The sequence below is a fragment of the Priestia sp. YIM B13552 genome (assembly GCF_042787775.1).
Lineage (GTDB): Bacteria > Bacillota > Bacilli > Bacillales > Bacillaceae_H > Priestia > Priestia megaterium_E.
The window spans coordinates 1102815-1123655 of sequence record NZ_JBHZOU010000002.1 but is presented as its reverse complement, the minus strand read 5'-3'; the positions used below and the strand labels follow the sequence as shown (position 1 = coordinate 1123655).

The window sequence follows — 20841 nt, the reverse complement described above, 5'->3', positions numbered from 1 at the left end:
AACAGATGACGGCAATTAATTGGAAAGAGGAAGTTCAAAAAAGAGAAGCTGAAATTCTAGCTGAGACGCAGCGTTTTCTACAAATTAAAAGTGTTTTGACAAGCACAGAAAAACAAGAAGAGCCATTTGGACCTGGAATTGCTCAAGCGCTTGACTTTCTTTTAAATAAAGGAAAAAATGACGGGTTTTCCGTTAAGAACGTAGACGGATATGCAGGTCATATTGAAGCAGGAGAAGGGAAAGACCTTCTTGGCATTCTTTGTCACGTAGACGTTGTTCCTGAAGGAGACGGGTGGTCGGTTGATCCATACGGCGGTGAAATAAAAGACGGGAAAATTTTTGCTAGAGGAGCAATCGATGACAAAGGCCCAACGATGGCTGCTTATTATGCGATGAAAATTGTGAAAGATTTAGGGCTTCCTCTATCTAAACGGGTTCGAATGATCATTGGAACGGATGAAGAAAGTGACTGGAGATGTGTGGATCACTACTTCAACCATGAAGAGATGCCAACGATGGGATTTGCGCCGGATGCGGATTTTCCTATCATTTTTGCTGAAAAAGGCATTACAGACGTAGAAATTCGCCAGCAGCCAATTGAAGGAACAAAGGGAAGTGTTCAGCTTACATCATTTGTCTCTGGGCGACGCTACAATATGGTTCCTGATCTTGCAACAGCTGTTCTTGAATTCCATAGTGAAACGGATATTAAAAATAAATATGATCAATTTTTAAAAGATCAGTCTGTAAAAGGTTCAATAACAGAAAAGAGCGGTGTATACACACTTACTTTAGAAGGCGTTTCAGCACATGGCAGTGTGCCTGATAAAGGGAAAAATGCTGGACTTACGCTTCTTCGCTTTTTGCACACATTAGAACTTGATGAACAAGCTAACCAGTTTGTAGGTTATGCAAATGCGTATTTAGTCCAAGATGCACTAGGAGAAAAAATGGGCTTAAATCGCAAAGATGAGGTCACGGGTGATTTAACAATAAATGTTGGAATCATGTCTTACAATCAAGAAGAAGCGGGGCATTTTGGTTTAAACATTCGCTATCCTGTATCAGCTCATATTGACGACATTATTGATACGATTAAAGAAAAAAGTGAATCTTATCAAATGACCATCAAACATTTTACAGATTCTAAGCCACATCACGTTGATCAAAAACATGAGCTTATTCAAACGCTTCAAAAGGTTTACCAAGAACAAACAAATGAAGAACCTACACTTATTTCAATTGGAGGAGGAACGTATGCCAGAGCATTAGAAGCGGGTGTGGCATTTGGACCTCTTTTCCCAGGCCGTGAAGAAGTAGCGCACGAAAAAGACGAGTACATGGTAATTGAAGATTTACTTCGTGCAACAGCTATTTATGCACAGGCTATTTACGAATTAGCTAAATAAAAAAAGCGAACGCCTTTGCGTTCGCTTTTTTATTATTCAAATGAGAATAGGTCGCTTGATAAATAACGTTCACCTGTATCGCAAGCGATACATACGACCACTTGGTCAGGAGATAATTTTTTGGCTACCTCGATAGCAGCATAGCACGCAGCGCCAGATGAAGGACCGACTAAAATTCCTTCTTCAGAAGCCAAGCGTCGCGTAATATCGTAGGCTTGTTCATCTTTAATTTTTAAAATTTCGTCGTAAACATCTACATTAAGCGTATCAGGAATAAATCCAGGGCTTGTTCCTACAAGCTTGTGCTTCCCAGGTCTTCCTCCAGATAAGACAGGAGACCCAGCTGGTTCCACGACATGAACGGTCATATTTGGGTAGTTTTCTCTTAGGACTTCACCAGTTCCTGTAATCGTTCCGCCTGTTCCTGCAGTAGCAACAAAAGCAGATAGGTCTTTGCCTAACTCGTTCATTGCCTCGATAATTTCCTTAGCAGTCGTTTTCCGATGAGCATCAGGGTTTGCGTTATTTTCAAACTGCATGGGCATAAATGCATTTGGAATTTCTTTTGTAAGTTCTTCTGCTTTACGGATTGCTCCAGGCATTTTCTCATCACCCGGTGTTAGAACAACTTCAGCACCATATGCTTTTAACAAGTTAATTCGTTCTTGAGTCATGGTATCTGGCATGACTAAAATAGAACGATAACCTCTTGCCGCTGCATTCATAGCTAAGCCAATACCTGTATTTCCGCTCGTTGGTTCAATAATAGTAGAATTTTCATTGAGCAAGCCTGCTTTTTCAGCTTCCACGATCATATTAAAAGCAGCACGGTCTTTTACACTACGGCTTGGATTAAAAAACTCCAGTTTTAAGTAAACGGATGCTCCATCTGCAGGTTGAAGACGATTCAACTTAACAAGAGGTGTCTCGCCAATCAAATCAGCCATATTGTTAACAACTTTCATTTTTCTCATCCTTTTCTTATAAAAATTCTCTGTATTGTTTCTATGATAACACAAATTCTTATTTTTTAAGCACATGGCAAATTTTCAGAAAAACCTCTCTATTTCATCCGGAAAAACCTTTAAAATAGATCTAGCTCTTTTTGAACATAACCAATTGGGGAAAGATAATGAAAAGAAAAGGAGAGATTTGATGAAAGGTGATAAACACTATTTTATTGGAATCAATGTGCCTGTATCCATTGCACATCAGGCAGAAAATTGGGCAAAGGAATTAATACCTTTTCCTTTCAAACAATGGACATACCCTGACGATTATCATATAACGCTACATTTTTTAGGGTTTTTAGATGACAAAAAGGAAAAGCTGATTACCTGCTTAAAAGAAGTAGCCTTCCGTCATTCAAGTTTTTCACTGCAGACAGGTCAGTACGACGTGTTCGGTGCTTATAACAAGCCTAGAGTGCTTTATGTAAGCCTTAGGCCAAGTGATAAGCTTATGAATCTGCAAAGGGATATACAGGCCGTATGGGGAGATCTAAGCGGCTTATACGAAAAACGTCCTTATCGTCCTCATATTACGATTGCAAAGAAGTGGGGAGGGGAAGCGGGACTATTGGAAGAACAGTTAAAGCAAACGTCGATTGAAGAAGAGTTTCAAGTAAGTTCTTTTGCCCTTTTTGAAGTTCATCCTGCTAGCAAACCTAAATATAAAAAAATACTATCTTTTTCCTTGCAGTCACAGTAGCATATGAACATACAAGCATGGAGAGAGGTTATTTAAAAATCACTCTTATCAAAGGAAAGAAAGCGCCGATGATAATAGAGAAATCATCGGCGAACAAAGTTTTAGAGGAATTTTAATTAGGGGATTGATGTAAACGTGGCGCAGCTACTTAAGGTGCAAGATTATATTTCCCGTTATGAAAAAGACGTTTATTACTACACGTCTCAGTTTAATCACTTAAAAAAGCATAATTGGAAGAAAGCAAAGCAATTATTTGAAGAAGGGCTATTACATGAGCCGCCTGTACAAGAAGAAACGAAAGCTCAACGTTCATTTTTGCAAAAAGCAAAAGAGCGGTTTACAAGAAAAAAAGAAACGTGTGAAGTGGAAGAATCATTCCCTAGCGATAGCGTGGAAAATCAAGAGCTATTGAGGTTTACAACTCTTCCACAAACAGCGGAAGACTTGAAAATATTGTTTTTAGAAAATGTATTTGATCTTCAAATGAAATGGGCTACATCCACTTTATTTGAGTTCTCACAAGCAGATCGTAAATATTACCATGATGAAGCTCTCCGTTATTTTATTCAGCGCTTTCCTGATACGTGTCTCGTGATGTACAAGCCTGTTTTCCTGATTAATAAAGCTCCGGTAGAAGGAGATATCATTATTGTTACTCCAACAGAAACCCTCTGTATTTGTTTAATAGAAACATATAAAAGTGCTGTTTTTCAGTATTCAAAAGAAAATTTTTGGACAGAGTTAAGAGGAAGAGATCAAAAAAAGATATTAAATCCTTTAATTGGGTTAAATCGAACGGAGCAAATTGTCCGAAGCATCTATCGTACTCACGATATTGAACATAACGTAAAGAAAATATTACTGAGCAGAAATGGATACATTGATTACGCTGCGGAGCCTTATCAGGTTGAAGTTGTAGATGCTAGAAAGTATGAAGAATGGTTTTATGAACTTAGGAAATCTAAAGCACCTTTAAAGTTTAAGCAGATGAAAGCAGCTCAAGTATTGCTCGAACACAGCCAGAGTATTTATTTTGACCGGGAATTCGAAGCAGGTGAGTAATACGAACATTCACGCTATGAAAGTGCTTTCGTTTTTGCGTTTGCTACATATAATGCTACTAAAGAGGTAATTGGCATAAGGAGGAGAAAAGGATGACTGGTGATAATAAGTTTCAGGCTTATTTAGATCAAATAGATCGTATTACTCTTTTAGTTCCAACTTCTTATCATGAAGGTCAAATTGATTTTTTTGTGATTAAAAGTACACAAATACATGAGACCATCTCTATTGAAAACGTACATGAATTAGAAGGTTTTATCAAATATGAAGGCAAGGTTGAAGGTAGCATAGAAATTGGACAGTCGTACATTATCTGTGATAATTACGGGGAGAAAGTTCCGCTGCAGGTAGGGGCTGTTATACGAACCAAAGAGTTTGATGAGAGATTTTATTATAATCAAAATGATTTGGGTGCAGCATTTTATTCAGATCATATTATGATAAAAATTTGGGCCCCGACTGCATCAGCAGTGGTTTTAAAATTAATACATGCAAACAGCGGGAAAGAAGAACTGTACGTTATGGCTCGTCAAAGAAAAGGCGTATGGGAAAAGGAACTTCCTTTGGATAAAGAAGGGTATTATTATCGATTTTTAATAGATGTAAACGGCCGAACAAATGAAGCGGTGGACCCTTATGCCGTTGCAGCTACAGCAAATAGTGAATACGGAGTTCTGATAAACCTTCATACAGCCTATGTTCATCTCCATGAAAAGCCGCCTTTCCTTCAGCCAACGGATGCCGTTATTTACGAAATGCACGTTCGAGACTTTTCAATTCATCCTTCAAGCGGGATAGAAAACAAGGGTACGTACCAAGCTATTACTGAATCAAGCGGGCAGCCAGGCAAAACAACAGGTCTTCATTATTTAAAAGAGCTAGGAGTGACCCACCTTGAATTTCTTCCTATTAACGACTTTGGCGGAGTAGATGAATTAAATCCTCATGCTTCTTATAATTGGGGGTATAATCCATTGTTGTTTAATGTACCAGAAGGAAGCTACTCCGCTGACCCTTCAAATCCCGCCACTCGTATTGCTGAAGTGAAACAATTAATATCAACACTTCATCAACAGGGATTCCGTGTTATTATAGATGTAGTTTATAATCACGTATTTGTACGAGAAGAATCACCTTTTGAAAAAATTGTTCCGGGCTATTATTTTCGACATGATGAGTTTGGGATGCCTTCGAACGGGACGGGAGTAGGAAATGATTTTGCTTCTGAACGGAAAATGGCGCAAAAGTTTATTATCGATTCAGTATTATTTTGGATAAAAGAGTACGACGTTGATGGGTTTCGCTTTGACCTCATGGGGATTTTAGATATAGAAACGATGAACATCATTCGTGAAAAAATAAATGAAATTGATTCTACTATTTTGGTGTTTGGCGAAGGCTGGGATTTAAATACTCCTCTCCCCTACAATCAAAAAGCAATTATGGCGAATGCCCGCCAAACGCCTCAAATCGGCTATTTTAATGATCGCTTTCGAGATTCTGTAAAAGGAAGCACGTTTGATGTATATGAAAAAGGTTTTATCAGCGGAAATATTCATCAAAAAGAGACCGTGCAATCTGTGATAGCGGGGAGCATTCTGGATAAAGAAGACAGCCGGGCTTTATTTATAAATCCAGCACAATCAGTTAATTACGTTGAATCACATGATAATCATACGCTGTGGGATAAGTTAATGAATTCAAACGGAGACGAAGACGAAGACACTCGTAGAAGTCGTCACCGCCTTGCTACTGCTATTGTACTTCTTTCACAAGGCATACCGTTTCTTCATAGTGGTCAAGAGTTTTACCGCACTAAACAAGGCGTAGAGAACAGCTATAATTCACCTGATGATATTAATGCACTTGATTGGAATCGACGGATCAAATTTTCTCCTGATGTGAATTGGGTTCAAGAACTGATTCGTATTCGCAAACAGCACGGTGCATTTCGCTTGGGAGATGCTTCAGCGATTAGGCAGCATGTCTCTTTCCTAAACACGCCGCAGTCCGTTATTGGCTATTGCTTATCAAACGTATTGGCTTACGGTCCGTGGAAGAATATTATCGTGTTTTTTAATCAAGGCCTAATGGAAGAAAAAGTAGTTTTGCCAGAAGGACCATGGAAAATAGCACTTGATCATTGTAAAGTATATAAAAATGGGTATCCTACTATAGAGAATAATGCTATAAACGTTTCAAAGCTTAGCGTTCTTATTTTATTTCAAACGTAATTATTGTCTTCAACCACTTGACGAAAAAAGTGTGATGGAGATAATATTTATAAAGGATGGCTATTGATACATATCCTCAATAGCCGTCTTTTTTATTTACTAAGAAAATAACGTCATGATGTCTTAATAGATTGCTTTATTGAGTGAAATTTTTAAACGAAATGTGTGTGTTGAAATTGAAGGTGAATTGGTTGGAAGATATATTAGGAAGCGAATGGGAAATTACTCCTGCTGGCGGAGCGACAGGAGAAGCTTATTTTGCAAAATTTCAAGACCGAAAGCTTTTTTTAAAGCGTAATTCATCACCTTTTTTAGCAGTATTGTCAGCTGAAGGAATTGTACCGAAGCTCGTGTGGACAAGACGAATGGAAAATGGAGATGTGATCACAGCTCAGCACTGGCTAGATGGTCGAGAATTAAAACCAAAAGATATGAATTCGAGTCGAGTGACAGAATTGCTTAGTAAAATTCATCATTCAAACGAGTTATTAGATATGTTGAAAAGGTTGGGGAAAACACCGCTTCTTCCCGAAGACGTGCTAGCCGATATTGTAGAGAATGTGGACGAGCGACTTCAAAAAGAAAGTATTGTAGAGCAGGGAATCAGTTATTTACAAGCAGAGCTTCCGTCCGTTCAGACAGATAAATATGTTGTGTGTCACTGTGATGTGAACCACAATAACTGGATGCTTGGAGAGAATACGCAGCTATATTTAATCGACTGGGACGGAGCGATGATTGCAGATCCTGCTATTGATTTAGGTTTACTGCTTTATTGGTACATCAATCCATCTCAGTGGGAAGAATGGCTTGAGCATTATGGGGTTGAACTAACCGAGAACTTGAAAAAGAGAATGAAGTGGTATGTGATAAGTCAAACCATTTTATTCATTGAATGGCATCGTTCGAAAAATGAACATTCTGAAATGAATTACTGGCTTGAATATCTTCGGATGTTGCTCGTCAACGACATTCAAGCACAGTAGCAAAGATTATGACAAGGTAGATAGTTCTTGGACCCATTGTGATAAATTTTGTTGATTGGTTTGAATATGTTCGTCTAAATGAGCAGCACTTTTTGCATCTTGCGTGTATTTATACACGTTTTGTAGTGTTGCTTGTACGTCTGTGCTAGCGTATCCTTTTGCTAACATTGATTGAATTAAACGTTCAACCTGTTCACATTCCGCAACCGTTCCGCAGCAATCACTTTGATGATTAGATAAAATATCTTTTAATATATTCATTTGGTGTTCGGCATTTAAAGGCATTAAGCATCATCCTTTCTCATATGATGCTCTTATTTTTTTCTATCTAAACACAATTATGCATGAGAATGTCGGTTGTTTCGAATAACCGACATTTTCAATGCGTTAAAATACATTAAAGAGGTGCAACATGAGATTACGAAACAAACCTTGGGCAAAAGATAAAATTGCTGAAAACCCCCAATACGTGGTTCCAAACCCAGCAGAGTATAAAGGGAACTGGAAAGAGGTTTTTGGAAACGAAAATCCTCTTCATATTGAAGTAGGAACAGGAAAAGGCCAATTTTTAGTAGGGATGGCTAAACAAAATCCGCATATCAACTATATTGGAATTGAAATGTATGAAAGTGTCATCTTAAGTGCTCTAGAACGATTGATTGAAGAAGAGCTTCCAAATTTAAAGCTGTTGAATGTAGATGCTAACCATCTTAGTGAGTTTTTTGCAAAAAATGACGTGGATCGCGTTTATCTCAATTTCTCTGATCCATGGCCAAAAAAGAGACATGCCAAACGCCGTTTAACATACAAAACGTTTTTAAGCATGTATGAAAATCTGCTGGTTGATGGTGGGGAAATTCACTTTAAAACAGATAATCAAGGGCTATTTGAATATTCATTGACAAGCTTTTCAGAATATGGGCTTCTTCTCAAATACATTAGCTTAGATTTGCATAAAAGCGATTTTGAAGGCAATGTTATGACGGAATATGAAGAGAAATTTTCACAAAAAGGCAGCCGCATTTACCGCTGTGAAGTAAAATACCTGAACGAAAAAGACTGAGTTCCTCAGTCTTTTTTTGTTCAAAAAGAGAAAGAGATAGTGATAAAATAAAAAGGAATATAATGGAGGTGTAAAATGGAAACGTTAACAATAGGCGAATTAAAAGTGACATGGCTTCGTGGAGGGAATAATCATTTAGACGGAGGAGCAATGTTTGGTGTTGTTCCAAAAGAGCTTTGGACAAAAAAGTATCCTATCTCAGAAGGAAATCGAATTCCAATGAGGACTGATCCTTTGCTCGTTCAAACTGAAAAACACCTCATGTTAATCGATGCAGGCATAGGGAATGGTATGTTGGATGAGAAAAAAAAGCGTCATTTTGGTGTAACAGAAGAATCATTTATTGCTGAAGATTTACAAAAGTTAGGGTTCACGTGCGAAGATATTACTCATGTCATTATGACGCATCTTCACTTTGATCATGTGTCAGGCTTAACAAAATGCAGCAACGGACATTTTTCCTCTGCTTTTCCAAATGCAAGAATTTTTGTTAGTGAAATCGAGTGGAATGAAATGAGAAATCCTAATATACGTTCTAAAAATACGTATTGGAAACAAAATTGGGAATTTATTCAGCATCAAGTAATCACATTTAGCGACAAAGATGAAATTGTGCCTGGAGTAACGATTCATCATACCGGCGGTCACAGCGATGGTCATGCTGTAGTTGTATTAAAAGGAAACAATGACATCTTAGTGCATATGGGCGATCTTTTGCCAACACATGCACATCAAAATGTCTTATGGGTAATGGCCTATGATGATTATCCAATGACTTCGATTGAACAAAAGCAGCAGTGGCTAGCTTATGCCTATGAGAATCAAGCTTGGCTAAGTTTTTATCATGATGCTTTTTATCGAGCTGTAAAATGGGATAATAAAGGAGAAATAGTTGACGAAATTAAACGGATGGATTCAGCGTCAATTCAATAATAGAACCGCTTTTTTTATCAATGAAAAACTCGTAATGTTCCTGTTTTGCATCACGTGTTCTGATAATTCCACCCGTATAACCATAAAAAGAGAGACCATGTTTTTGAATGACTTTAGTCGTTGTTTCAATCCATGAGCCGTCAATTGCCCCATTTTGTTTAAAAGCGCTTTTAACAATCGTAAGGGCTTCCGATGAGGAAATTGACGACTTTCTTTTTTGAATAATATAAGCGCTTGCAAATCCGACTGCAGCTCCTGCTATTAGTTGAGTCCATTTCACGTTATTCACCTGCTTTTTAAGGATATGTTTTCATCATTATATCAAATTGTCGAATGCTTTGTTAAGTTGAGTCATAGAAGAGAAGGACTTAACTAGCAACTATTTCCGGTTTTCGATACAATAAAGAAAATGATACATAAAGGAGAGTATATATGAACAATGAAACGCTATCTCTATTTAAAACATTAACGGAGTTACCAGGTGCCGCTGGAAACGAACATCAAGTACGTTCATTTATGCGCTCGCAAATTGAACCCCTTGTAGATGAAGTCATTCAAGATGGGTTAGGAAGTTTATTTGGCGTTCGCTATAATGAAGAAAAAGGTCCTAAAGTAATGGTAGCAGGACATATGGACGAAGTAGGATTTATGGTTACGTCTGTAACAGATAAAGGAATGCTTCGTTTTCAAACTTTAGGAGGATGGTGGAGTCAAGTACTGCTAGCTCAACGCGTCCATGTTGTTACAAAAAAAGGTCCTATCACCGGCGTAATTGCTTCTATTCCTCCCCATTTATTAGACGAATCACAGCGCAACAAGCCAATGGCTATTAAAAATATGATGATTGATGTGGGCGCAGATAGCAAGCAGGAAGTAGCAGAAATGGGCATTCGTCCTGGCGATCAAATTGTACCGATTTGTCCGTTTACGCCAATGGCAAATGAAAAGAAAATACTGGCGAAAGCATGGGATAATCGCTATGGGTGCGGACTTGCGATTGAATTATTAAAAGAAGTAAAAAATGAAAAATTGCCAAATATTTTATATTCTGGAGCTACTGTTCAAGAAGAAGTAGGACTTCGCGGTGCTCAATCAGCTGCGAATATGATTAAACCGGATTTGTTTTATGCACTAGATGCTAGTCCTGCTAACGATACATCAGGCGATAAAAATGCATTTGGACAATTAGGAAAAGGCGTATTACTTCGTATCTTTGACCGTACGATGGTCACACATAGGGGAATGAGAGAATTTATTTTAGATACAGCTGAGACAAACAGCATCCCTTATCAATACTTTGTTTCTCCGGGAGGTACGGATGCAGGGCGCGTTCATACTTCTAATAATGGAGTTCCTTCTGCGGTCATCGGCGTATGTTCACGTTATATTCATACTCATGCGTCTATGATTCATGTAGATGACTATGCAGCCGCAAAAGAATTACTGATCAAACTTGTACGTTCTACAGACCAAACAACGCTCGATACGATTAAGCAAAACGGATAAAAAAGAACAAAGCAGCTGCTTTTGCGGTTGCTTTGTTTCATAATGACAGGAGAAAAAAATGAAAATTGCGATCGGAACGAAAAATCCAACGAAAGTAAATGCAGTAAAAAAAGTATTTGGAGATACTTTTACATATGTAGAGGTAGCCGTGCAGTCCGGCGTGTCGCCACAGCCTTTTTCTGATGAAGAAACCATTCAAGGAGCGATTAACCGCGCGCGTGCTGCTGTCAAAGAGACAGGTGCTGATATTGGCATTGGGCTTGAAGGAGGGGTGCAGGAAACGCCTCATGGCTTATTCCTTTGCAATTGGGGAAGTCTTGTTACCTCTAAGGATCTTGAACCGATTTTAGGTGGAGGGGCTCGTATTCGGCTTCCTGAAGCGGTAGCCGGTATGCTTCGTCATGATAAAAAAGAATTAGCCGAAGCTATGGAAGTGTATACAAACCAAAAGAATATTCGAAAAAAAGAAGGAGCAATCGGTATTTTTACCAACGGAAATTTAGATCGGACCGCTATGTTTTATCAGGTTGTTTTAATGCTAAAAGGACAGCTGGATTTTAGGACAAATCAAGCTGTTCAATAGGAATTTTCTTTGTAACCCTTTATAATAGAAAAGCATCAGTGTATGATAGTTGCAACAACTCATATACTATGTTTTGATGTAGAAGGATTAAATAATGTATAGGGCTTTAGCCGTTTAAATACGAAAGTAAAAGAAAAAGTGGAGGAAAGAAAAATGGAAAAAATGCAAACAATTGAACAATACAAAGAAATCATTAAAGAAGGAAAACATATCATGATGTTTTCAGCAGACTGGTGCCCGGATTGCCGAGTAATCGAGCCCGTGCTTCCAGAAATTGAGGCCAATCATAGCGAGTATACATTTCACTATGTCGACCGCGACGACTTTATCGACCTTTGTGCAGAATTAAGCATCTTTGGAATTCCAAGCTTTGTTGGTTACAGCAACGGAGAAGAAACAGGGCGTTTTGTCAGCAAAGACCGTAAAACAAAAGAAGAAATTGAAGAGTTTATTAACGGCTTAAATGCATAAATCAAGTGAAGACTGATAGCGATCTACAGCTATCAGTCTTCATACATAAAAATGAGAAAAGGAGGCGTAAATATGGCGAAAATGAATAGTCAAAAGATGAGAAAACTACTAGAAGAGCGATTAACGGGTGCGGATTGGTCATTTTTATTTGATCGTGAAAAAGATACGCTGCGCGTTGAACATCAGGAAACGAAAAAAGGTGTAACCATTTCTTTACCTGGGCTAATTGCAAAATGGGAAGAAAAAAAGGAAGCGGCTCTAGATGAAATGGTATATTATATAAAAGAAGCTCTTCGTGTTATGAACGATGAACAGCAGGTAACGGGAAAAGAAAAGCGCATTTATCCAGTTATTCGCTCAACGTCTTTTCCAGATAAATCGAATGAAGACGTGCCGTTGATTTATGATGAACATACAGCTGAAACACGCATTTATTATGCGCTTGATTTAGGCAATACATATCGTCTATTAGATGAGAAACTAATTCGTAAGGAAAATTTAGATCTATCCGCAGTGCGGGAAATGGCTAAATTTAATCTTCGCTCTTTGCCGATTTCACATAAAAAAGATACGGTAGCAGGCAATGACTTTTATTTTGTCAATCAGAACGATGGATACGATGCAAGCCGAATTCTTAACGAGGCATTTTTGCAAGATTTTGCTTCTAGTGTTTCGGGCACAATGGCTGTAGCAGTACCTCATCAAGATGTGCTGATTCTAGCTGATATCCAAAACGAAACGGGTTATGATATTCTTGCGCAAATGACCATGAGCTTTTTTGCAAGTGGACGTGTACCCATCACAGCTCTTTCATTTTTATACGAAAACGGTGAGCTAGAACCTATTTTTATTCTAGGAAAAAATCGCAGTAAAGGACGGGACTAATTATGAATCTTTTTTATAATAAAGAAGGTATCGGCGATACGTTAATCGTCAAGCTAGAAGATATCGCAATTGAAAATCGCACGTTTGAAACAAAAGGTGACGTTGTGCGTATCTTTGATCAAAAATCAAATACAACAGCTGGCTATAACATCTTTCATGCTTCTTCTAAGTTAAAAGTAGAGGGAAATGGTTCTCTTGAATTAACAGAAGAAATGGTAGAAGAAGTAAATCGTGTACTTAGCGAAAGCGGTTTTGAAGGTAAACTCGAAGTGGATTTATCTCCTAAATTTGTAGTGGGATATGTTCAAGAAAAAGAAAAGCATCCAAATGCAGATAAGCTGAACATCTGTAAAGTAGATGTTGGCACAGAAACACTTCAAATTGTGTGTGGAGCACCAAATGTAGACGCAGGCCAAAAAGTCGTGGTAGCAAAAGTAGGAGCGGTTATGCCAAGCGGTATGATCATTAAAGATGCAGAGCTGCGCGGTGTACCTTCTTCAGGTATGATTTGCTCTGCTAAAGAGCTGGCGCTTCCGAACGCTCCTCAAGAAAAAGGGATTTTAGTACTTGAAGACAAATATGAAGTAGGTCAACCTTTTCAAGCATAAAAGCAGAGTGCCATACTGATTTATAGGGCAAAAGCAGGATGTTTTTTTACACGTATATTTCAAAGCGTTACAGTTGCTGAAAAGCAATTGTCAATTCTTAAAAAGGTTTGATAAAATTAAAAGCCACTAGTATATACTAGTGGCTTTTTTCGTGTTTAATTATGAGTGCTAACTAGACGCGAAAAAATATTTTTGTAAAGAGGAATTTTACTGTATAAATAAGGGAAGCAAAATAGTAGATTTTATAGTAAGAGTTCAAGCATACGTGATAGAATGATAAATGAAAAGATAGTATATATATCCATCTCAGAGAATACTTTGAGGCCAAAGGTAAATAAAGGATACATGGATAGCTTTTTGTAGATATCGCAGCACTGCGGTATAAGAGGCTAAACGAAGTAAGATAGTCTGATAGAAAGAGTGATAAAAATGGGTTTTGTACGAAAAGTAATGGATTATTTACTAGGATACGAAGTGAAAGAAATCGTTGTAGACGAACATGGAAATACAACGGAAGAATACCCTTTAAATAGAGAAAAAACAATTCCTAAAAAGAAGGCTCCTAAGCCGAAACAAATGCAGTCAGTTCATCAAAAGCCAGTGATGAAAGCAGCGCCAAAACCTTCTGTTCCACACTCAGCCAGAACGCAAAAGCGGAGTTACAGTGAAGAGCAGCAAGATGTTCATACAAAAGTAGCTTATCAATATCCAAAAGGGACATTTCGTTTTCCTTTAATTGATGATACGGGAGAAGCAAAAAAGGCAGCAGCTCCTAAAAATGAACCAAGGCCTGTAGCAAAAAAGGCACCGGCTCCGTTTTATCAAGAGCCTGTTCGCAAGTCGGCGCTAACGCAGCCTAAGTCAGTATCTCAGCCGTTAAAAACGGTATCTGAAAAGAAAGAAGCGGTTCCGCAAGTAAGAAAACGTCCGTTTCGTCCGACTGAAATTCCTTCACCTGTTTATGGGTTTAATAAGCGGCCTTCTAATGTTGTACAAAAAGGAAGTGAGGAAGTAGTAGAATATGAGCTTCCGAGTACACAGTTATCAAAAGCTGCGTTTGAAGATGAAATTTACCGACGAGCGATGAATACAGCTGTTGTAGAGCCGTTAAGAAAACCACTTTCTAAGCCTATAGCCGAAGAAGCACCGATTCAAGAAACAGAAGAAATGATGCAACTATCTTCTCAGCGTTTTGCTCAGTGGAAGCAATATGAGGAAAATCAAAAAGAAAAGCTATCATTTCCTGAAGAAAAGCCAAGTTCTTCAGCAGCTGTAAAAGAACAGGAAGAGGTGCCAGCTTTTGAAGAATCACACACGGTCGAACCGTTAGTGGGACAAGAGAGAACTCTTGACTGGGATTTAGCGAAAGGTATGACAGCGGCTGAAGAAGTTACAATTTCAGAGGAACCGCGCCCGTCTGAATCATCAGTTTCTCTCCAACAAGAGATAGGAAATGAGACTGAAGAAGTAGAAGCAGAAACGTTGATGGACGGAAGCGCAGTGTTTTTACAAGCAGCAGAAGAAGTAGAAGCACTAAAGCCTAGAAAGAAAGAAGAAACTCCAGCTGCTGAGAAAGAAAGTGACGTCATTCTAGAAGAGCCAGCAAACAATGTTCATATGGAAGCAGAACGTGAGCTGAATTCTGAAAGTTTAAATTCATCGCAGCCCGCAGCTGACGAATGGCAACCAGAAGCGGCATCAGCTGTTGTTCACCAAGAGCTTGAAAATTCGGTGATAAAAGAGGAAGAGAGCAGTATGCAGGAAAGTCAAGAGTTACAAGAACAAGTACAGCAAGAGTCAGCTGTAGAACCTCTTGTACCTGCAGAACAGCCAGGAAATGCTGAACGAGCTCGCGGTAAGCGATTAGTGCCTTTTAACGTGATGATGCTGAAAAAAGACCGTACAAAGATGAATAACAGCGCTCGAGAAAAAAGTCAGCCGTCTCAAGGTTCATACCAAAGGCAGGAGGCAGAAGCTCTGCAAAAAAAAACGGAAGTAAGTAGGCAAGAAGAAGTTCACGGTGAAAAAACCAAAGAAGCGGTTCCCCAGGCTTCGTTAAAAGCTGAAGAACCTGTAAATGTAAAGGCTTCTTCTCCTTATGCATTTCCTGGAATGAACTTGCTTAACATTCCTCCAGCTGCTATTGAAGAAGATAATCAATGGGCGGATGAGCAGCGTGAGCTTTTGGATATGACATTAAAAAACTTTAACGTTCGAGCTAAGGTCGTAAACATCACGCAAGGTCCTACCGTGACCAGATTTGAAGTACATCCTGAACCCGGTGTGAAAGTGAACAAAATTACGAATTTAACAGATGATATTAAACTGAGCCTAGCCGCGCGTGATATCCGAATTGAAGCACCAATTCCAGGGAAAAATACGATTGGAATTGAAGTGCCAAATCGTCAAAGTAAGCCGGTGTTAATTCGTGAAATTTTGAGGCATCCTTCTTTTAGAAAAGATAACTCTCCTTTAACGGTGGCGTTAGGGTTAGACATTTCAGGAACGCCGGTTGTGACTGACTTGAATAAAATGCCTCATGGTTTGATTGCCGGAGCGACAGGGTCTGGTAAAAGCGTGTGTATTAATACTATTATCGTCAGCTTGCTTTATAAAGCTGCGCCGCACGAAGTCAAGCTTATGTTAATTGACCCTAAAATGGTTGAGTTAGCTCCTTACAACGGGATTCCGCATTTAGTCAGCCCAGTTATCACGGATGCTAAAGCAGCTACTACAGCTTTAAAATGGGCAGTAGAGGAAATGGAGCGCCGTTATGAATTGTTTGCACATGCAGGCGTACGTGATATTACAAAATACAACGAACGTGTAAAAGAACATAATGAAAAAAGCGGGGAGCTCCCATATCTAGTTATTATTATTGATGAACTTGCCGACTTAATGATGGTATCTCCTGGGGAAGTAGAGGAAGCTATTTGCCGTATTGCACAAAAGGCAAGAGCATGTGGCATTCACTTATTGCTTGCAACGCAGCGTCCTTCCGTAGATGTGATTACAGGCTTAATTAAAGCGAATGTGCCAACGCGTATTGCATTTTCTGTTTCTTCGCAAGTTGATTCACGTACAATTATCGACACAGGGGGAGCAGAGAAGCTACTAGGTAAAGGTGATATGCTGCTTCTTGAAAACGGCTCTTCTAAAAGCGTTCGAATTCAAGGGAACTTTGTTTCAGATGAAGAAATTGACCGCGTTGTAGATCATGTCAAAAAACAAATGAAGCCAACATACCTATTTGATCAAGAAGATTTGTTGAAAAAGCAGCAAAGCTTTGCTTCAAATGAAGAAGATGAGCTTTTCTATGAAGCATGCGAGTTTGTGCTAGACCAAGGCGGCGCTTCTACTTCCAGTCTGCAAAGACGCTTCAGAATGGGGTACAATCGCGCTGCGCGCCTCATTGACATGATGGAGCAGCAAGGCATTATTTCAGAAGCAAGAGGAAGCAAGCCAAGAGATGTGCTTATTACTGAAAATGAGCTTCAGGAAATGGAAAGTCAAACAGCCACTTCTACATTTTAAGCTGTTTTTCTACATGTAGGTTAAAAAAGAGGCTATGCAAAATCAGCAGAATACAGAATGGTGTGAGCTAACGCTCTGTCACTGTATCCGTCGCCTCTTTTTTCCTGCTTTAAGTTCGTTTATACAGAATTTGAGTAGAGATTTTGGGAGAAATCCATCAAGAAAAAAAGGAAAAGGTTTGTCAGAACTAGTAAAATGATTTACTATATGTAAGGATAATGTGTATGTTGCTTTTTTAGCATGTGATAGTTTGCTATCATTTCTCACCGGCAGAAACATATGAGCTGAAGGCGTATAAAGAGGACAAACTAAAATAATTAGAGTACGAGTGAAGAGTAATGACAGAAGAAAATCATGAACTGATTAACTTTAATGAAATTCGTGAACAAAAGCAGCTTCAGTCTGATAATGCTATTTGCGACTTTTACAATCAATATTTCTTTTTTGTGAACCGCTATACGAATATACGAGAAAAAGTGCGGGCTTCACATTTATTTAAAGAGTTAGTAAACTTGCCTCATGAGGCGCCTCTGTCTGATTCTCATGAACAATTATTTTTTCAGTGGTTTGCATTTGAATATGTAACCATTCAGGGGAAAACCCTGCTGCAGCTTTTTTTAGCTGATCAGGCGAAGCAGAAAACAGAGTCGTTTTTGATTCAAGGAGCCTTTTTTTTGACGAGTGTACTAGAGCCAATTATTGTGTCTAAAGTACCTAATTCGTTTTTCTTAAAAGGATATACCCCATTGACAAATGAGCAGGTTATCATCAAAGATGTAAGAGGAAGATTTGCAAATTTAGAGGAACAACAAGTAATTTGGATTCGAAAAATAAAATCAATCGGATATGACGTGTTAATTGACTCTTTCTTTTTAGGACATAAACAACGCATTGAACAGTTAGTAACGCAATATAATGACAAAAAAAATGCAATGACATGGCGCTCGTTTTTAAAACAGCAGGCTATATACTATGTGATGAAGCCAAAATAAAAGGCCGTTTCGCAAGGGAAGAGAGTAGAAATGGAGTCATGGAGTTATGTTATAAGAAGTGATATAATGTACGGATGTTATCGTGAAATCAGCAATCAAACGACATTTATATACGTTTGTAAGAGCAATTCTAGATAACCGTCATATACTGTCTTACAGATAGACGAATGTTGGAGGTTCTTTATATGACAGTTTACCATTTTGTAGGTATTAAAGGAACAGGAATGAGTGCGCTTGCGCAAATCCTAAACGATATGGGCTTTCAAGTTCAAGGATCGGATATTGAAAAAGAAATTTTTACGCAAAAAGCACTAGAGCAGCAGGGAATTCCTGTTTTACCATTTGATAAAAATAATATTAAAGACGGCATGACTGTAATCGCAGGAAATGCTTTTCCTGATACGCATGAAGAAATTGCAGAAGCAGCTTCAAAAGAAGGAGTCAAGCTTGTACGCTATCACCGTTTCTTAGGTGACTTTATGAAACAGTATACGAGTGTAGCCGTAACAGGAGCACACGGGAAAACATCCACAACGGGTATGTTAGCGCATGTGATTCAAGGAGCTGAACCTACTTCATATTTAATTGGAGACGGTACGGGTAAAGGTGTAAAAGACAGCAAGTATTTTGCGTTTGAGGCATGTGAGTATCGCCGCCATTTCTTATCTTATACGCCAGACTATGCAATTATGACGAATATTGATTTTGATCACCCTGATTATTTTGCCAATATCGATGATGTATTCAGCGCGTTCCAAGAGATGGCACTTCAAGTCAAAAAAGGAATTATTGCCTGTGGTGACGATGAACATCTGCAGCAAATTCAAGCGAAGGTACCTGTTCTTTATTACGGATTAGGCGAAGAAAATGATTTCCAAGCACGTAATATCGTAAAAAGCACAACAGGCACAACATTTGATGTGTTCGTTCGTAATACATTCCACGCATCATTTGAAATTCCAGGGTATGGCGACCATAACATCTTAAATGCACTTTCTGTTATTGCACTTTGTCATTATGAAGAAATTGATGTTGCTGTGCTGCAAGAGCGTTTTAAAACATATCAAGGTGTAAAGCGTCGTTTCAGTGAAAAGAACGTTGGCAAACAAGTGCTAATCGATGATTATGCACACCATCCAACGGAAATTAATGCAACGATTTCAGCTGCTCGTCAAAAATATCCAAACCGTGAAGTTGTGGCTGTTTTCCAACCGCATACTTTTACGCGTACACAAACGTTCTTAGAGGACTTTGCAGCAAGCTTACAGCACGCTGATAAAGTATATCTATGTGACATTTTTGGATCAGCTCGTGAGCATCAAGGTAAATTATCAATTGAAGATTTACGAAGCAAAATCAGCGGAGCTGAATTAATTAATGAAGAAACAATTGAATCGTTAAAAGACCATAATGAAGCTGTATTAGTATTTATGGGTGCTGGAGACATTCAAAAGTTTGAAAAACTATATCAGCAAACTGTATCATAAAAAAAGGCACTCAGGAGAGTGCCTTTTTTATTTCAAAGCTCATTTTAAATTTTCAGGATTTAACGCTTTTAATTCCTCAATGACAAATAGCCCGTCTTTACGAATTAACACGTCATCGAAATAAATCTCACCGCCGCCGTATTCTGGACGCTGAATCATCACCATATCCCAGTGAATATTTGACTTGTTTCCATTATACGCATCTTCGTAGCACTCGCCAGGAGTGAAGTGGAAGCTTCCGTCAATTTTTTCATCAAATAAAATGTCTTGCATTGGATGTTGAATATATGGATTTACGCCAATCGCAAATTCGCCAACAAAACGTGCGCCTTCATCCGTATCAAAAATGCCGTTGATGCGTTCTGTATCATTAGCGGTTGCTTCAACAATCTTACCGTTTTTAAATGTTAAAGATACATTTTCAAACGTAAAGCCTTGATAGTTAGAAGGAGTGTTGTAAGAAATTGTTCCGTTTACAGAATCACGTACAGGAGCGGTGTATACTTCACCGTCCGGAATGTTCATTTCCCCCGCACACTTCACTGCAGGAATATCTTTAATAGAGAACGTTAAATCTGTATTCTCACCTGTTAAACGCACTTTGTCCGTACGGTTCATGAGCTCAACTAAAGCATCCATCGCTTTGCTCATTTTGCCATAGTCTAAGTTACATACATCAAAATAAAAATCTTCAAATGCTTCTGTACTCATTTTAGCAAGCTGCGCCATTGAATCGTTTGGATAGCGAAGAACAACCCATTTTGTTTTTGGAACGCGAATTTCTCTATGTACTTTTTTACCGATCGTATTCCCTTGGATTTTCATTTTATCTGCGGGAACATCTGATTGTTCAAAAATGTTTGAACCGGAACGCAAGCCAATATAAGCATTCATTTCTTTCATCACATTTGCTTCAAAGTCTGCCATCATATTGAACTGCTCTTCTTGTGCACCGTTTAAAAGAGCTCGGTCTACCGAATGATCTTTTAGCAGTACAAATGGATAACCACCCGCCTTGTACGCTTCATCTACAAGTGCTGTCACAAGTTCGCGCTGAAGTCCAAAGTTTTCGATTAATACTTTTTCTCCTTTTTGAAGGCGAACAGAATAATTAATTAAATTTTTAGCTAATGTCGCAATTCTAGGGTCTTTCATAAATAGTGCCTCCTTAAAATAACAATGATTGGTGATTCACTTTCTATTGTACCCCACTGAGCTTATTTTGTTTGTTTTTATGCTTTAAAATCCTTTTTTTCTTTGGGAAGGGAAATAACTCATATATCGCGAAATAATGTAGCAATCTTCCCTTTTTCTGAATAAAAGCAGAGAGAATATGGTAAAGTTAAAGAGTCTATAGGGAATAGAAGGTTTAATTGTT

At 38.5% G+C, this 20841-nt stretch carries 19 protein-coding genes; 15 read left to right on the top strand and 4 right to left on the bottom strand.

Annotated elements, in window-relative coordinates:
- The first annotated feature begins 5 nt into the window (after positions 1-5).
- Positions 6-1409: a dipeptidase PepV gene (pepV, locus tag ACFX40_RS11810; RefSeq protein ID WP_060747098.1), complete on the top strand. Its 1404-nt coding sequence runs from the start codon at positions 6-8 to the stop codon at positions 1407-1409.
- A gap of 32 nt (positions 1410-1441) precedes the next feature.
- On the opposite strand, the gene cysK is transcribed toward pepV, so the two are convergent.
- The gene (gene cysK / locus ACFX40_RS11805; protein ID WP_013085245.1) at positions 1442-2374 is read right to left on the bottom strand and encodes a cysteine synthase A; all 933 of its coding nucleotides are present in this window, start codon (positions 2372-2374) and stop codon (positions 1442-1444) included.
- 190 nt (positions 2375-2564) lie between these two features.
- Between cysK and thpR the strand changes: the two genes are divergently transcribed.
- The 4 genes from thpR (at position 2565) to ACFX40_RS11785 (ending at position 7401) form a co-directional block, all read left to right on the top strand.
- Positions 2565-3119, top strand: coding sequence for an RNA 2',3'-cyclic phosphodiesterase (thpR, locus tag ACFX40_RS11800; RefSeq protein ID WP_028410487.1), 555 nt, complete (start codon positions 2565-2567; stop codon positions 3117-3119).
- Positions 3120-3254: 135 nt separating this feature from the next.
- Complete coding sequence (locus tag ACFX40_RS11795) at positions 3255-4181, top strand: hypothetical protein (RefSeq protein ID WP_028410488.1); 927 nt, start codon at positions 3255-3257, stop codon at positions 4179-4181.
- 92 nt (positions 4182-4273) lie between these two features.
- A complete protein-coding gene (gene pulA, locus ACFX40_RS11790; protein ID WP_098331531.1) occupies positions 4274-6415 on the top strand; it encodes a type I pullulanase in 2142 nt (713 codons plus the stop codon).
- A 191-nt stretch (positions 6416-6606) separates the two neighbouring features.
- Complete coding sequence (locus tag ACFX40_RS11785) at positions 6607-7401, top strand: phosphotransferase family protein (RefSeq protein WP_028410490.1); 795 nt, start codon at positions 6607-6609, stop codon at positions 7399-7401.
- 6 nt (positions 7402-7407) lie between these two features.
- Here ACFX40_RS11785 and ACFX40_RS11780 read toward each other — a convergent pair whose 3' ends face one another.
- Complete coding sequence (locus tag ACFX40_RS11780) at positions 7408-7686, bottom strand: YtzH-like family protein (protein WP_013059510.1); 279 nt, start codon at positions 7684-7686, stop codon at positions 7408-7410.
- A 127-nt stretch (positions 7687-7813) separates the two neighbouring features.
- On the opposite strand from ACFX40_RS11780, the gene trmB reads away from it, so the two are divergent.
- Positions 7814-8464, top strand: coding sequence for a tRNA (guanosine(46)-N7)-methyltransferase TrmB (trmB, locus tag ACFX40_RS11775; RefSeq protein WP_013059509.1), 651 nt, complete (start codon positions 7814-7816; stop codon positions 8462-8464).
- A gap of 75 nt (positions 8465-8539) precedes the next feature.
- Positions 8540-9397 (top strand): YtnP family quorum-quenching lactonase, encoded by an 858-nt coding sequence (locus ACFX40_RS11770; protein WP_028410491.1) that lies wholly within the window; start codon positions 8540-8542, stop codon positions 9395-9397.
- Here the strand turns inward: ACFX40_RS11770 and ACFX40_RS11765 are convergent.
- Positions 9366-9677: a PepSY domain-containing protein gene (locus tag ACFX40_RS11765; protein WP_028410492.1), complete on the bottom strand. Its 312-nt coding sequence runs from the start codon at positions 9675-9677 to the stop codon at positions 9366-9368. The two genes, ACFX40_RS11770 and ACFX40_RS11765, sit on opposite strands and share 32 nt — an antisense overlap.
- A 152-nt stretch (positions 9678-9829) precedes the next feature.
- Here ACFX40_RS11765 and ACFX40_RS11760 point away from each other — a divergent pair, with 152 nt between their 5' ends.
- The 8 genes from ACFX40_RS11760 (at position 9830) to murC (ending at position 19463) form a co-directional block, all read left to right on the top strand.
- Positions 9830-10903: a M42 family metallopeptidase gene (locus tag ACFX40_RS11760; protein ID WP_272766890.1), complete on the top strand. Its 1074-nt coding sequence runs from the start codon at positions 9830-9832 to the stop codon at positions 10901-10903.
- 58 nt (positions 10904-10961) lie between these two features.
- On the top strand, positions 10962-11486 hold the full coding sequence (locus ACFX40_RS11755) for a DUF84 family protein (protein WP_098524610.1): 525 nt from the start codon (positions 10962-10964) through the stop codon (positions 11484-11486).
- 153 nt (positions 11487-11639) lie between these two features.
- Positions 11640-11957 carry a thioredoxin family protein gene (locus tag ACFX40_RS11750; protein WP_013059504.1) on the top strand — a complete coding sequence of 106 codons (318 nt, stop codon included), beginning with the start codon at positions 11640-11642 and terminating at the stop codon, positions 11955-11957.
- 72 nt (positions 11958-12029) lie between these two features.
- Positions 12030-12842 (top strand): DUF1444 domain-containing protein, encoded by an 813-nt coding sequence (locus tag ACFX40_RS11745; RefSeq protein ID WP_014457994.1) that lies wholly within the window; start codon positions 12030-12032, stop codon positions 12840-12842.
- 2 nt (positions 12843-12844) lie between these two features.
- Positions 12845-13450 (top strand): YtpR family tRNA-binding protein, encoded by a 606-nt coding sequence (gene ytpR, locus ACFX40_RS11740; RefSeq protein WP_013085234.1) that lies wholly within the window; start codon positions 12845-12847, stop codon positions 13448-13450.
- A 429-nt stretch (positions 13451-13879) separates the two neighbouring features.
- Positions 13880-16984 carry a DNA translocase FtsK gene (locus tag ACFX40_RS11735; protein WP_377254968.1) on the top strand — a complete coding sequence of 1035 codons (3105 nt, stop codon included), beginning with the start codon at positions 13880-13882 and terminating at the stop codon, positions 16982-16984.
- A 338-nt stretch (positions 16985-17322) separates the two neighbouring features.
- Complete coding sequence (locus tag ACFX40_RS11730) at positions 17323-17976, top strand: hypothetical protein (protein WP_013059500.1); 654 nt, start codon at positions 17323-17325, stop codon at positions 17974-17976.
- Between the two features lie 185 nt (positions 17977-18161).
- Positions 18162-19463, top strand: a complete 1302-nt coding sequence (gene murC / locus ACFX40_RS11725; protein WP_013059499.1) for a UDP-N-acetylmuramate--L-alanine ligase — start codon at positions 18162-18164, stop codon at positions 19461-19463.
- Between the two features lie 39 nt (positions 19464-19502).
- Here the strand turns inward: murC and ACFX40_RS11720 are convergent, their stop codons facing one another.
- Positions 19503-20618, bottom strand: a complete 1116-nt coding sequence (locus ACFX40_RS11720) for an aminopeptidase (RefSeq protein WP_013085232.1) — start codon at positions 20616-20618, stop codon at positions 19503-19505.
- Positions 20619-20841 lie beyond the last annotated feature (223 nt).